The organism is Azoarcus sp. TTM-91 (assembly GCF_012911025.1).
GTDB lineage: Bacteria > Pseudomonadota > Gammaproteobacteria > Burkholderiales > Rhodocyclaceae > Azoarcus.
The window spans coordinates 1-13,150 of the sequence record NZ_WUEI01000022.1; the positions used below are offsets into that span (position 1 = coordinate 1).

At 64.0% G+C, this 13,150-nt stretch carries 12 protein-coding genes; 10 read left to right on the top strand and 2 right to left on the bottom strand.

Features of this window, described 5'->3' with window-relative positions; translation table 11 throughout:
- Positions 1–141: 141 nt before the first annotated feature.
- Entirely contained in the window at positions 142–1,203 is a 1,062-nt protein-coding gene (gene queG / locus GRF61_RS08690; protein ID WP_348982368.1) for a tRNA epoxyqueuosine(34) reductase QueG, read from the bottom strand.
- 21 nt (positions 1,204–1,224) lie between these two features.
- Here queG and tsaE point away from each other — a divergent pair, with 21 nt between their 5' ends.
- The 7 genes from tsaE to ispH are packed head-to-tail and all read left to right on the top strand — an operon-like array spanning position 1,225 to position 8,752.
- Positions 1,225–1,758 carry a tRNA (adenosine(37)-N6)-threonylcarbamoyltransferase complex ATPase subunit type 1 TsaE gene (gene tsaE, locus GRF61_RS08695; protein WP_169150274.1) on the top strand — a complete coding sequence of 178 codons (534 nt, stop codon included), beginning with the start codon at positions 1,225–1,227 and terminating at the stop codon, positions 1,756–1,758.
- Positions 1,698–3,038 (top strand): N-acetylmuramoyl-L-alanine amidase, encoded by a 1,341-nt coding sequence (locus tag GRF61_RS08700; protein ID WP_169150275.1) that lies wholly within the window; start codon positions 1,698–1,700, stop codon positions 3,036–3,038. The genes tsaE and GRF61_RS08700 overlap by 61 nt, the downstream gene beginning before the upstream one ends.
- A gap of 47 nt (positions 3,039–3,085) precedes the next feature.
- Positions 3,086–4,021, top strand: a complete 936-nt coding sequence (locus GRF61_RS08705; RefSeq protein ID WP_169150276.1) for a bifunctional riboflavin kinase/FAD synthetase — start codon at positions 3,086–3,088, stop codon at positions 4,019–4,021.
- A gap of 21 nt (positions 4,022–4,042) precedes the next feature.
- Positions 4,043–6,844: an isoleucine--tRNA ligase gene (gene ileS / locus GRF61_RS08710; protein ID WP_169150277.1), complete on the top strand. Its 2,802-nt coding sequence runs from the start codon at positions 4,043–4,045 to the stop codon at positions 6,842–6,844.
- 10 nt (positions 6,845–6,854) lie between these two features.
- Positions 6,855–7,355 carry a signal peptidase II gene (gene lspA / locus GRF61_RS08715; RefSeq protein ID WP_211165846.1) on the top strand — a complete coding sequence of 167 codons (501 nt, stop codon included), beginning with the start codon at positions 6,855–6,857 and terminating at the stop codon, positions 7,353–7,355.
- Positions 7,352–7,780, top strand: a complete 429-nt coding sequence (locus GRF61_RS08720) for an FKBP-type peptidyl-prolyl cis-trans isomerase (RefSeq protein ID WP_169150279.1) — start codon at positions 7,352–7,354, stop codon at positions 7,778–7,780. The genes lspA and GRF61_RS08720 overlap by 4 nt, the downstream gene beginning before the upstream one ends.
- 33 nt (positions 7,781–7,813) lie before the next feature.
- Positions 7,814–8,752 (top strand): 4-hydroxy-3-methylbut-2-enyl diphosphate reductase, encoded by a 939-nt coding sequence (ispH, locus tag GRF61_RS08725; protein ID WP_169150280.1) that lies wholly within the window; start codon positions 7,814–7,816, stop codon positions 8,750–8,752.
- Positions 8,753–8,839: 87 nt separating this feature from the next.
- On the opposite strand, the gene GRF61_RS08730 is transcribed toward ispH, so the two are convergent.
- Complete coding sequence (locus GRF61_RS08730; protein WP_169150281.1) at positions 8,840–9,949, bottom strand: aromatic ring-hydroxylating dioxygenase subunit alpha; 1,110 nt, start codon at positions 9,947–9,949, stop codon at positions 8,840–8,842.
- A 130-nt stretch (positions 9,950–10,079) separates the two neighbouring features.
- On the opposite strand from GRF61_RS08730, the gene GRF61_RS08735 reads away from it, so the two are divergent.
- Genes GRF61_RS08735 through dxs form a run of 3 tightly spaced genes read left to right on the top strand, consistent with a single transcriptional unit; the run spans position 10,080 to position 13,110 of the window.
- Positions 10,080–10,322, top strand: a complete 243-nt coding sequence (locus GRF61_RS08735) for an exodeoxyribonuclease VII small subunit (RefSeq protein ID WP_169150282.1) — start codon at positions 10,080–10,082, stop codon at positions 10,320–10,322.
- Positions 10,319–11,215, top strand: a complete 897-nt coding sequence (locus GRF61_RS08740; protein ID WP_211165843.1) for a farnesyl diphosphate synthase — start codon at positions 10,319–10,321, stop codon at positions 11,213–11,215. Before GRF61_RS08735 ends, GRF61_RS08740 begins: the two co-directional genes overlap by 4 nt.
- A 35-nt stretch (positions 11,216–11,250) precedes the next feature.
- Positions 11,251–13,110: a 1-deoxy-D-xylulose-5-phosphate synthase gene (dxs, locus tag GRF61_RS08745; protein WP_169150284.1), complete on the top strand. Its 1,860-nt coding sequence runs from the start codon at positions 11,251–11,253 to the stop codon at positions 13,108–13,110.
- Positions 13,111–13,150 lie beyond the last annotated feature (40 nt).

Consider the following 13,150-nt stretch of genomic DNA (forward strand, 5'->3'; position numbering starts at 1 on the left):
TGCGTTTTTTATTTTTCACTTAAAAACCGCAGAACGCCTTGCTTCCCAAGCCCTTCAGCCCCGCCGCATTTCGCTGCAGCGCTGAAGAGGTGCGCATTATAGACACCGCTCACATAACGTCAACCCTAAAAACCAAAACTTTTACTTCGACTCAATGAGGCGCGCCAAGGCCCATTCCACATGCTCTCGAACCAACTGCGACGCATGGTCAGCGCGAGATTGCAGCGCGGCAATCAGCTCGGGTGAAGGCTGGGCATTGCCCAGGGCGACCGCAATGTTCCTCAGCCAGGAGATATAGCCGATTCGTCGAATGGGACTGCCGGCCATTCTTTCGTTGAAATCCGCTTCGGACCACATGAACAGTTCGCAGAGCTCAGCTCCATCCAAACCATGCCGGGGCAAAAAATCTGGCACTGCAGTCGGCTTAGCAAAGCGATTCCACGGACAGACCAACTGACAGTCATCACACCCATATATGCGATTGCCTATCAAGGGCCTCAGCGACTCCGGAATCGTTCCTTTTAGCTCTATCGTCAAATAGGAGATGCAGCGCCGGGCATCGAGACGATATGGTCCGATGATCGCCCCTGTCGGACAGGCTCCGATGCAGGCGCTACAGCTTCCACAATGAGGCGAGACCTCACAGGTCAGCGGCAGGGGAAGATCCGTGAAGATCTCTCCCAAGAAGAAATAGGAGCCAACGGAGCGATCCAGCAGCAGCGTGTGCTTGCCCCTCCATCCGAGACCAGTCTTGGCGGCAAGCGCCACCTCCATGACGGGAGCTGAATCGGTGAACACTCGGTAGCCATGAGGCGCGCACTCATGGATACGCTCCGCCAGGGCCTGCAAGCGAGCACGGAGCACCTTGTGATAGTCCCGGCCCAGCGCATAGCGAGATACATAGGCGAGCTTCGCATCTGCCAGTACCTCGTCCGGCTCCCGCCCCCCCGGCCAGTAGTTAAGCCGGGCCGTGATGATGCGTACCGTACCTGGCAGCAACTCCGCGGGCCGCGCCCGCATCAGCCCATGGCGGGCCATATAATCCATCTCCCCATGGAAGCCGGCAGCGAGCCATCGCAGCAGACCATCCTCCTGATCGGCGAGATCAACGCCCGCCACGCCAATGGATTCAAAGCCCAGCTCGGCACCCCAGCCCTGGATCTTCTTATATAGATCCGCCAGCTGGCCGCTGTCGGCAGCCACGTCTTTCTCCACGAGGTTTTCATGCTCAACACCATTCACCCCAGTGATGATAGCGGCGGCGCTTCAGTGACGCTCGCCCTTCAAGACGAGCCCGACACCCTCGCCTTGGGCGAAGCCATAGGCCGCAGCCTCGAGCCGGGATTGCAACTCTGGCTGCAAGGTAACTTGGGAGCGGGAAAAACCACGCTGACGCGCGGCATGCTCCGAGGGCTTGGTCATACGCAGAAAGTCAAGAGCCCCACCTATACCTTGATTGAACCTTACCTGGTTTCTAGATTAGACTTTTATCACTTTGATTTTTATCGCTTCGATTCGCCGGGCGAATACTTGGAGGCAGGCCTTGACGAATACTTCGCCGGACAAGGCGTTTGTGTGGTCGAGTGGCCAGACAAAGCCAGGCCTCACCTGCCGCAGCCAGATGTCGAGATCCATCTGTCCCTCGCCGGAGAGGGACGGCAAGCAACCGTCACAGCCAAGACCGCAACGGGGCACGCATGCCTGAACCGACTGGTGGAGCAATTGAATACGCCGGGCAGCGCCACCCGACCGGCCTGAGCCGACGCGACCTCCTCAAGCTCGCGGGCGCGTCGCTGGCCCTTCTGGTCAGCCCGAGCGGCTACGCGGCCGCCAACCTCCTTGCCGTCCGCGTCTGGCCAGCAGAGGAATACACCCGGATTACCCTGGAAGGCAGCACCGAACTCCGGTTCACCCATCTCCTGGTCAAGGATCCCGAGCGCCTGGTTGTTGATCTGGAAGGCGTTGAGCTGAACAGCGTTCTCCAGTCACTGCCTTCCAAAGTTCTGGAGTCTGATCCTTATATCCGGCTCATCCGCGCCGGCCAGAACCGGCCAGGGGTGGTCCGCATCGTTGTCGAGCTCAAGGCAGGCATCAATCCGCAGGTATTCACCCTCAAGCCGGTGGGCGATTACGGACACCGCCTGGTGTTGGACCTGTATCCAACCGAGCCGGTCGACCCGCTGCTCGCGCTCATCCGCAGCCCCTCCCCGATGGATGCGGCGGCGGGTGACGCCTCGGGCTCCACTAAAGCATCGGCCGCCGCCCCCCCGGCAACCGAGCCTCCCCAGACACGCGCCCCCCGGAATGCACCCAAGGTCGACCGCCTGTTCACTGTCGTCCTTGACCCCGGGCACGGCGGAGAAGACCCCGGCGCGATCGGTAGCCGTGGCAGCCATGAAAAACAGGTGACGCTCAATATTGCCCACCGGCTCAAGCGCAAGATCGATGCAATTCCGAACATGCGCGCCGTGCTGACCCGGGATGGTGACTACTTTGTGCCGCTCTACCAAAGGGTGGACAAGGCCCGCCGGGTACAGGCCGACCTCTTCGTCTCCATACACGCGGATGCCTTCGTACGCCCCGAAGCGCGGGGCAGCTCGGTCTTCGTACTTTCGGAGCGTGGTGCGACCAGTTCGGCTGCACGCTGGCTGGCGCAGAAGGAGAACGACGCCGACCTCATCGGCGGCGTGAACCTTGCCAAACAGGACGGACACCTTGCGCGCACGCTGCTGGACCTGTCACAGACGGCTACGATCAACGACAGCCTCAAGCTCGGCAAAGCCGTCCTTTCGGAATTGGGCGACATCAACACCCTGCACAAGGCCCAGGTTGAGCAGGCAGGATTCGCCGTGCTGAAGGCACCGGACATCCCCTCCATCCTGGTCGAGACCGCCTTCATCAGCAATCCGGAGGAAGAGCGACGCCTCAACGATGACGCTTATCAGGACAAGATGGCCGACGCCATCCTCCGCGGCATTCGCCGGTATGCAAGCGACAATCCGCCTGCGTCCCGCACCCGGGTCGCCCAGTTGGACTGAACCGGCCTCCGCCTTTCTCGCTATAATTACTGCTTTTTTGGGCAGTTATGCAGGTCTTTCGCGGGATTCCCGAACGGGCGGACCAGCCCTCGGTGCTCACCATCGGCAACTTCGACGGCGTTCACCGAGGCCATCAGGCCCTGCTCTCACTGCTCACCGAAAAAGCCCATGTCTTGGGGCTGCCGGCGGCCGTGCTTACGTTCGAGCCGCATCCGCGGGAGTATTTTTCGGCGGCGGACGCGCCTGCCCGCCTCTCCTCCCTGCGTGAAAAGCTGCTCCTGCTCGCCGCCAGTGGCGTCGAGCGCGCCTATGTCTGTCGCTTCAATGCCGCCTTCGCCGCGCTTTCCGCGGAGAACTTCATCGAAGACATCCTCGTCCGGGGGCTCGGGGTGCGCCATTTGTATATTGGCGACGATTTCCGCTTCGGTGCCCGCCGCCGCGGCGACTTCGCCATGCTGCAGGCAGCCGGCCGGGCGCATGGTTTCGGCGTGGAGTCCATGGCAACGCTGGATGTCGCCGGAGAGCGCGTTTCCAGTTCGGCGGTGCGTGCGGCGTTGGCCAAGGGCGAACTCGATCACGCTGCGGGGCTGCTTGGCCGGCCCTACAGCATCGCCGGCCGGGTCGCGCATGGGGACAAGCTGGGCCGCCAGTTGGGCTATCCCACCGCGAACATTCAACTGAAGCATCGCCGCCCTGCCCTGTCCGGAGTTTTCGCCGTCAGCGTCGAAGGACTGCTTGCCAGTCGCTCCGTCCAGGGCGTCGCCAACATCGGCACCCGGCCGACGGTGGATGGAAGCGGCCGGCCGCGGCTGGAAGTCCATCTGTTCGACTGGCAGCAGGAATGCTATGGCGCTCATCTGCGGGTGCATTTCCTGCACAAGCTCCGGCAGGAGCAGCGCTTCGAGTCCTTCGACGCCCTCACTGCCCAGATCCGTCGCGATGCCGACGATGCACGAGCCTGGCACGCCGCCCATACGAATTAGTCCGGAATTGAAGAAGACACCATGGCCGATTACCGCAAGACCCTGAACCTGCCCGACACCCCCTTCCCGATGCGCGGCGACCTGCCGAAGCGGGAGCCGGGCTGGATCGCCCAGTGGCAGCAGAAGCAGCTCTACGAGAAGATCCGCGCCGCCTCCGCCGGCCGGCCCAAGTTCGTGCTGCACGATGGCCCGCCCTACGCCAACGGTAATCTGCACCTGGGCCATGCGCTGAACAAGATCCTCAAGGACATCATCGTCCGCTCCAAGACGCTGGCGGGCTTCGACGCGCCTTACGTGCCGGGCTGGGACTGCCACGGCCTGCCGATCGAGCACAAGGTGGAAGTCACCCACGGCAAGAACCTGCCGGCGGGCAAGGTCCGCGAGTTGTGCCGCGCCTACGCGGCCGAGCAGGTGGACATCCAGAAGAAGGAGTTCATCCGGCTGGGCGTGCTGGGCGACTGGGACAATCCGTATCTGACGATGAACTTCGCCAACGAGGCGAACGAAATCCGCGCCCTGGCCGAGATGGTCAAGGCCGGCTATGTATTCAAGGGCCTGAAGCCAGTGAACTGGTGTTTCGACTGCGGCTCCGCGCTGGCGGAAGCCGAGGTCGAATACGCGGACAAGCCCTCTCCGGCGGTGGACGTCGGCTTCGTCTGCGCCGAGCCCCAGCGCCTTGCCGATGCCTTCGGCCTCGGGCCGCTCGCCAAGCCCGCCCTGGCCGTCATCTGGACGACCACGCCCTGGACCATCCCCGCCAACCAGGCGCTAAACATGCACCCGGAGATCGACTACGCGCTGGTCGATGTCGGCGAGCGCTACCTCATCCTGGCGCAGGACCTGGTTTCCTCCTGCCTGCAGCGCTACGGTCTGGATGGACGCATCGTGGCGACCACCAAGGGCGCAGCGCTGGATCACCTCTCCTTCCAGCACCCGTTCTACGACCGCCAGTCGCCGGTCTTCCTCGGCGACTATGTCACCCTGGACGCCGGCACCGGCATCGTGCACAGCGCCCCCGCCTACGGCCTGGAAGACTTCCAGTCCTGCCGCGCCAACGGCATGAGCAGCGATGACATCCTCACCCCGGTGATGGGCGATGGCCGCTACGCCTCCGACCTGCCGTTCTTCGGCGGCCTGAACATCTGGAAGGCCAACCCGGCGGTGATCGAGAAGCTGCGCGAAGTCGGCAGCCTGTTGGCCGACGCCAAGATCACCCACAGCTACATGCACTGCTGGCGCCACAAGACGCCGCTGATCTACCGCGCCACCGCGCAGTGGTTCGTCGGCATGGACAAGCAGGTCGCGGACGGCTCCACCCTGCGCGAACGGGCGCTGCGCGGCGTCGAGGCAACGCGCTTCTTCCCCGCGTGGGGCCAGTCGCGCCTGCACGCCATGATCGCCAACCGACCCGACTGGTGCATCTCCCGCCAGCGCAACTGGGGCGTGCCCATCCCCTTCTTCCTGCACAAGGAGACCGGCGAACTGCACCCGCGTACCGCGGAGTTGATGGAACAGGTCGCCCTGCGGGTGGAAAAGGAAGGCATCGAAGCCTGGTTCAAGCTGGACGCCAAGGAACTGCTGGGTGACGAGGCCGCCGCCTACGACAAGATCAGCGACACGCTGGACGTCTGGTTTGACTCCGGCACCACCCATTGGCACGTGCTGCGCGGCTCGCATTCCGACGGCCATGTGCAAGGCCCGCGCGCCGATCTCTACCTGGAAGGCTCGGACCAGCACCGCGGCTGGTTCCACTCCTCCCTGCTCACCGGCTGCGCCATCGACGGCCACCCGCCCTACCAGGCGCTGCTGACGCACGGCTTCACGGTGGACCAGCAGGGCCGCAAGATGTCCAAGTCCCTCGGCAACACCATCCTGCCGCAGGAAGTGTCCGAAAAGATGGGTGCCGAAATCCTGCGCCTGTGGGTAGCCTCCACCGACTATTCCGGCGAACTCTCCATCAGCAAGGAGATCCTGGACCGCGTGGTCGAGGTCTACCGCCGCGTGCGCAACACCCTGCGCTTCCTGCTCGCCAACACCGCCGACTTCGACATCGCCAAGGATGCGGTCGCGGTCGAGGAGTGGCTGGACATCGACCGCTACGCCCTCGCCCTCACCCGCAAGATGGCGACGCAGGCCGAGGCCGACTACGCCCGCTTCGAGTTCCACCGCATCGTGCAGGCGCTACAGGTGTTCTGCGCCGAAGATCTGGGCGCCTTCTACCTCGACATCCTCAAGGACCGTCTCTACACCACCAAGGCGGACTCCAAGGCGCGCCGCGCTGCGCAGACCGCGCTGTGGCACATCACCCAGACGCTAGTGAAGCTGATGGCGCCCATCCTCTCCTTCACCGCTGAGGAAGCCTGGGCCGTCCTCAACCCGGAGGCGAAGGACGACAGCGTGATGCTGCACACCTTCCACGCCCTGCCGGCGCAGGAAGCCGAGGCCGGGCTGGCGGCGCGCTGGGAGTTGATCCGCGCCGCCCGTTCCGATGGACTGAAGGAAATCGAAGCCCTGCGCACCGCCGGGCGGGTCGGCTCTTCCCTGCAGGCCGAACTGGAGTTGAAGCTGGCCGCCGACAAGTTCGCCGCGCTGGCCAGCCTGGAGGGCGACCTGCGCTTCGTCACCATGACCTCCGCCGCGGTGTTGAGCCAGGTGGGCAGCGCGGAGGAAGAGCGCATCGTCGCCACGCCAAGCGCCAAGGCCAAGTGCGAACGCTGCTGGCATTACACCGACGACGTCGGCTCCCACGCCGACCACCCGACGCTGTGCACTCGCTGCCACAGCAATCTGTTCGGCGAAGGCGAGCAGCGTGGCCACGCCTGAGGCAACGCCTTTGCGGGCACTCGCGCCCTGGCTGATCGCGGCGATTGTCGTCGCCGCGCTGGATCAGCTGACCAAGCAGCTGGTGCTGGCGAACCTGGACTACGGCCAGGCCATCCCGGTCACCAGCTTCTTTGACCTGGTACTGGTCTACAACCCGGGGGCCGCCTTCAGCTTCCTGGCGGAGCATTCCGGCTGGCAGCGCTGGTTTTTCACGGCGCTGGCGGTAGTGATTTGCGGATGGCTGCTGCGGCTGATGTACCAGCACCGCGCCGAGAAGCTGCTGCCGCTGGCCTTCGCGATGATCATCGGCGGCGCAGTCGGCAATGTCATCGACCGGCTGATCCACAGCGCGGTGGTCGACTTCCTCTATTTCCACGCCGGCCGCTACGGCTGGCCGGCCTTCAACCTCGCCGATTCGGCGATCACCGTCGGCGTCGTCCTGATGCTGTGGGGCCAGTTCCGCCACGACCGGCGCAACGCCCCCGACCCGACCGCGGAGAACCCCTCGTGAGCAACATCGTCGAAGCCAACAGCCTGGTCACCTTGCACTACCGCATCGCACTGCCGAACGGCCAGCCGCTGATCAGCACCTTCGAAGCCACGCCCGCCACCCTGCAGCTCGGCGCCAGCGAGATGCTGCCGGCCATGGAGCAGCTCATCATTGGCCTGGGTGTCGGCAGCCGGCAGGTCTTCGAGCTGGAGCCCGAGCAAGGCTTCGGCCCGCACCGCGCGGAGTTGGTCGAGCGGGTGAAGCGGGAGCATATGCCGGACGAGGCCATCGAGCCGATGAGCATCATGGAGTTCACCGCCCCCGATGGCTCGCGTTATTCAGGCCTCGTCCGCGAGATCGACGAGCAGTCTGCACTGATCGACTTCAACCATCCGCTCGCCGGCAAAGCCATCCGCTTCGAGGTGGAAGTGATCGGCATCCTGTAAGCCCACCGGCTACAGGGCAACAGAGAGAGCAGCATGACGGAAAACGAAATCCTCCTGGCCACGCCGCGCGGCTTCTGCGCCGGCGTGGAGCGCGCGATCGAAATCGTGGAGCGGGCGCTGACCCGCTTCGGCGCGCCCATCTATGTCCGCCACGAAGTGGTGCACAACAAGTTCGTGGTCGACGACCTGCGCGCCAAGGGCGCCATCTTCGTCGAGGAATTGGACGAGGTACCCACGGGTAACACGGTCATCTTCAGTGCCCACGGCGTGTCGCTGGCGGTGCGCGAAGAAGCGGAGCAGCGCGGCCTGCGGGTGTTCGATGCGACCTGTCCGCTGGTCACCAAAGTGCATATCGAAGTCGGCCGCATGCGGGAACAGGGCCGCGAGCTGATCATGATCGGCCACAAGGGGCATCCGGAGGTGGAAGGCACCATGGGCCAGGTCAAGGATGGCGTGCACCTGGTGGAGTCGCCCGCCGACGTCGCCGGGCTGCAGGTGGCGGATCCGGACAAGCTGGCCTATGTCACCCAGACCACGCTGTCGGTGGATGATGCGGCCACCATCGTCACCGCGCTGCGCGAGCGCTTCCCCAACATCATCGGCCCGAAGAAGGACGACATCTGCTACGCCACCCAGAACCGGCAGGACGCGGTGAAGTTCATGACGCCGCATGTGGACGTGGTGTTCGTCGTGGGCTCGCGCAACAGTTCCAACTCGAACCGCCTGCGTGAAGTGGCCGAACTGCGTGGCGTGCCAGCCTACCTGGTCGACAACGCCGAAGGCATCGACCCGGCCTGGGTGAGCGGCAAACGCCGCATCGGCGTCACCGCGGGCGCCAGCGCACCTGAGATCCTGGTGGAGCGGGTGATAGAGCGGCTGAAAGTGCTGGGCGGCGGCAGCGTGCGCCCGCTGGATGGCGTACCTGAGAAGGTTACCTTCCCGCTGCCGAAGGAACTGCAGACACCACGCTGAGCGTGGTCTTTGATCTCCGCCAAATAAAAACGCCGACTGTCTGCACAGTCGGCGTTTTTCATTTCAAGCCTGCCTGCAATGCAAGCCTCAGGCGCCGTCCAGGCCCGGCGCCATCAGGCGGCGGTAGAACTCGTGGAAGTGCTGCATGCCATCCTCGAAGGGAGACTGGTAAGGCCCCACCTCGCTGCGACCTTCCTTCATCAGCGCCAGCCGGCCGCGATCCATGCGCTCGGCGATGTCGTCGTCCTCGATCGCGGTTTCCATGTAGGCGGCCTGTTCCGCCTCCACGAATTCGCGTTCGAACTCGACGATGTCTTCCGGATAGTAGAACTCGACCACATTGGTGGTCTTGTTCACATCGGTCGGGATCAGCGTGCTGACCACCAGCACATGGGGATACCACTCCACCATGATATTCGGATAGTAAGTCAGCCAGATCGCGCCATGCTGCGGCCGCTTCTCGCCGTAATACTCCTGTACCGCCTTGTGCCACTTGCCGTAGGTGGCCGACCCCGGCTTCGCCAGCGAGGTGATGCCCACGCGCTGCACCGAATACCAGTCCCCGAACTGCCAGGTCAGGTCATCGCAGGTCACGAAGTTGCCCAGGCCCGGGTGGTAAGGCACAACGTGGTAGTCCTCGAGATACACCTCGATGAAGGTCTTCCAGTTGTAGTTGCACTCGTGGATCTCGACGCGGTCCAGCTTGTATCCGGAAAAGTCGAGCTCCTGAGCAACCTGCATCCCGGCCAGGTCGGCGTTCGCCGAGCGTGGCCCCTTGAACAGCAGGCCGTGCCAGTTCTCCAGCTTGTCCCGCTTCAGATTCAGGCAGGGATTCGACGGAAAATGCGGCGCTCCGATCAGGCTGCCCTGGTTGTCGTAGGTCCAGCGGTGAATCGGACAAACCACATGCTCGGTGCTGCCACTGCCTTGCAGCATGATGGCCTGGCGATGGCGGCATATGTTCGACAGCTGATGCACGCCATCGCCGGTGTGGAAGAGCAGCTTCGAATGGTCCAGCCATTCCAGGGAGCGGTAGTTTCCGACCTCAGGCACCATCAGCTCATGGCCGACGTACCCCGGACCGGCATCGAAGAGGAGTTTCTTCTCCAATTCGAAGACCTTCTCGTCGAAGTACCAGGACACCGGCAGTTGGGAAACAGCCGGGGCCAATTGAGCAGTGGAAGCGATATCGGACATCCCCGAACCTCCTATGCGGGACCAGAAATCCGGAAAAATAAACGGGTTAGTTTAAGCTAGACGCTGTTTGACCGCCAGACGCGCGATCGGTTATTTTCCCGTTTTTCCCCGCTTGCCTTTTATAGATCCAATGCCCAAGCCGGCGTCATCGCCCTCGTCGTTCGAAGCCGCCGTCTCCGAACTCGAAACCATCGTGCAGGACATGGAGTCCGGCAATCTCCCGCTGGAGCAAGCGCTGGAGTGCTACCAGAAGGGAGTCGGGCTGCTGAAGTACTGCCAGGAAACGCTGAACAAGGCGGAGCAACGGATACGCCAGCTCGAAGGAGACAAGCTGGTGGATTTCGGCCAGAGCGGCACTCAGGGGGATGCATGAACATGAGCAACTTCCAGACCTGGATGCAGTCGGTGCAGCAGCGGATGGAAAGCGCATTGGCCGACCTCCTGCCGGACGCCGCACTCGCCCCTGACCGCCTGCATGCCGCGATGCGCTATGCGGTGCTCGGCGGCGGCAAGCGGGTGCGCCCCCTTCTGGTTCACGCCGCCGGCGAGCTGGCAGGAGCCTCACCGCAAAGACTGGATCGCATCGGCTGCGCGGTGGAGTTGATCCACGCCTATTCACTCGTCCACGACGATCTGCCCTGTATGGACGACGACGTGCTGCGGCGCGGCAAGCCCACCGTGCATGTCGAGTACGACGAAGCCACCGCCCTGTTGGTCGGCGACGCCCTGCAAACGCTGGCCTTCCAGGTGCTCGCCGACGCCCCGCTCGCTGACAGCCACGCCACACAACTCAGCATGGTGACGCTGCTTGCCCAGGCGTCTGGCTCGCGCGGCATGGCCGGCGGCCAGGCAATCGACCTTGCAGCAGTCGGACAGCAATTGAGCCGGGCTGAACTGGAATTCATGCACATCCACAAGACGGGGGCGCTGATCCGCGCTTCCGTCCTGCTCGGCGCCCAGGCCGGCACGCCCTTGCCCACCGCAGAAATCGAACAGCTGGACCATTACGCCAAGCTCATCGGCCTGCTCTTCCAGGTGGTAGACGACATCCTCGACGCCGAAGCCGACACCGCCACGCTGGGCAAGACCGCCGGCAAGGATGCCGACAACGACAAGCCCACGTACGTGAGCCTGCTCGGCCTCGGCGAAGCCAAGCAACTGGCCGAAGACATGCTCGCCGAAGCTCGTGAGACGCTGGCCCCCATGGGTGGCCGCAGCGCGCGCCTCGAAGCGCTTGCCGACTACATCGTGCACCGCGCCTTCTGAACTCGAACATCACCCCATTTCTGCCGGACCGCTCAATGCCCTATCCGAACCTGGACCGCATCGCTTCTCCCGCCGATCTGCGCGCCCTGGAGCGGCGCGAGCTCGGTTCCATTGCCGAGGAATTGCGCGCTTTCCTGATCGAGTCCGTCTCCAAGACCGGCGGTCACCTGTCGTCCAATCTGGGCACGGTGGAACTCACCATCGCGCTGCACTACGTTTTCGATACCCCAGCCGACCGCATCGTCTGGGACGTCGGCCACCAGACCTACGGCCACAAGATCCTCACCGGCCGCCGCGAAGCAATGAGCGGGCTGCGCCACTGGGGCGGCATTTCGGGTTTCCCGCGCCGCTGCGAGAGCGAATACGACACCTTCGGCACCGCGCACTCTTCCACCTCCATCTCGGCCGCGCTGGGCATGGCGGTAGCGGCGCGGGATCGCGCCGATGACAGCCATGCCATCGCGGTCATCGGCGATGGCGCTATGTCGGCCGGGATGGCTTTCGAGGCGCTCAACAACGCCGGCGACATGGAAGGGATCAACCTGCTGGTGATCCTCAACGACAATGAAATGTCGATCTCGCCGCCGGTCGGCGCGCTGACCAAGATCCTCGCCCGCCTGATGTCCGGCTCCACCTACAACGCCGCCCGCCGCGTCGGCGAGAGGGTGCTGGGCGTGGCGCCGCCGGTGGCCGATTTCGCGCGCAAGGTCGAAGAACACGTGAAGGGCATGATCACGCCCGGCACGCTGTTCGAGGAATTCGGCTTCCGCTACTACGGCCCCATCGATGGCCACGACCTCGACACCCTCATCCCCACGTTGCAGAACCTCCGGAAGCTCAAGGGCCCGCAGTTCCTGCACGTAATCACCCGCAAGGGCCAGGGCTACAAGCTCGCCGAAGCGGATCCCATCCTCTACCACGGCGTCTCCAAGTTCGACCACACCGCCGGCATCCAGCCAGCGAAGAGCAGCGGCAAGCTCACCTACACCCAGGTATTCGGCGATTGGTTGTGCGACATGGCTGCGCGCGACCCCAGCGTCGTCGCCATCACCCCGGCAATGCGGGAAGGCTCCGGCCTGGTGCGCTTCGCCCAGGAGTACCCGGACCGCTACTACGACGTGGGCATCGCCGAGCAGCACGCACTGACCTTCGCCGCCGGCCTCGCCTGCGAAGGTCTCAAGCCGGTGGTGGCGATCTACTCCACTTTCCTGCAGCGCGCCTACGACCAACTGGTCCACGACATCGCCCTGCAGAACCTCCCGGTAGTGCTGGCGATAGACCGCGGCGGCCTGGTCGGCGCCGATGGCGCTACCCACCACGGCGCGTTCGACCTCTCCTATCTCGCCTGTCTGCCCAACCTCGTCATCATGGCGCCTGCCGACGAGAATGAATGCCGGCAGATGCTCTATACCGCTGTTCGCCATGACGGCCCCACGGCGGTCCGTTATCCGCGCGGCAGCGGGGCCGGCGTCGTTCCGGAACAGGAGATGACCGCTCTGCCCATCGGCAAGGGCGAAGTCCGCCGCAATGGCAGCAAGATCGCGTTGCTGGCCTTCGGCTCCATGCTGAGTGTTGCGCTGGAGGTCGGCGAAGCACTGGATGCCACCGTCGCCAACATGCGCTTCGTCAAACCGCTGGATGAGGCACTGATCGCCGAGCTCGCGCGCACGCACGATCTACTGGTCACGCTGGAAGAAAATGCGGTCATCGGCGGCGCGGGCTCCGAGGTTTCCCGCGCACTCGATGCCCTGCCACAACGGCCGCGGCAACTGCGCCTGGGCCTGCCGGATCGTTTCATCGACCACGGCGATCAGGCCCAGCTGCTCGCCTCCATTGGCCTGGACAAGGCCGGCATCCTCAGCGCGATTGAGGATGCCTATCCGAGCAATAGTTGAGTGGTTTTGTCGGGAATGCTAGCATCCCGACCACTATCGG

Coding starts and splice junctions, on each gene's coding strand:
- tsaE (WP_169150274.1), top strand. CDS start 1,225: ATGCTCAACACCATTCACCCCAGTGATGATAGCGGCGGCGCTTCAGTG.
- GRF61_RS08700 (WP_169150275.1), top strand. CDS start 1,698: ATGCCTGAACCGACTGGTGGAGCAATTGAATACGCCGGGCAGCGCCAC.
- GRF61_RS08705 (WP_169150276.1), top strand. CDS start 3,086: ATGCAGGTCTTTCGCGGGATTCCCGAACGGGCGGACCAGCCCTCGGTG.
- ileS (WP_169150277.1), top strand. CDS start 4,043: ATGGCCGATTACCGCAAGACCCTGAACCTGCCCGACACCCCCTTCCCG.
- ispH (WP_169150280.1), top strand. CDS start 7,814: ATGACGGAAAACGAAATCCTCCTGGCCACGCCGCGCGGCTTCTGCGCC.
- GRF61_RS08730 (WP_169150281.1), bottom strand. CDS start 9,949: ATGTCCGATATCGCTTCCACTGCTCAATTGGCCCCGGCTGTTTCCCAA.
- GRF61_RS08735 (WP_169150282.1), top strand. CDS start 10,080: ATGCCCAAGCCGGCGTCATCGCCCTCGTCGTTCGAAGCCGCCGTCTCC.
- GRF61_RS08740 (WP_211165843.1), top strand. CDS start 10,319: ATGAACATGAGCAACTTCCAGACCTGGATGCAGTCGGTGCAGCAGCGG.
- dxs (WP_169150284.1), top strand. CDS start 11,251: ATGCCCTATCCGAACCTGGACCGCATCGCTTCTCCCGCCGATCTGCGC.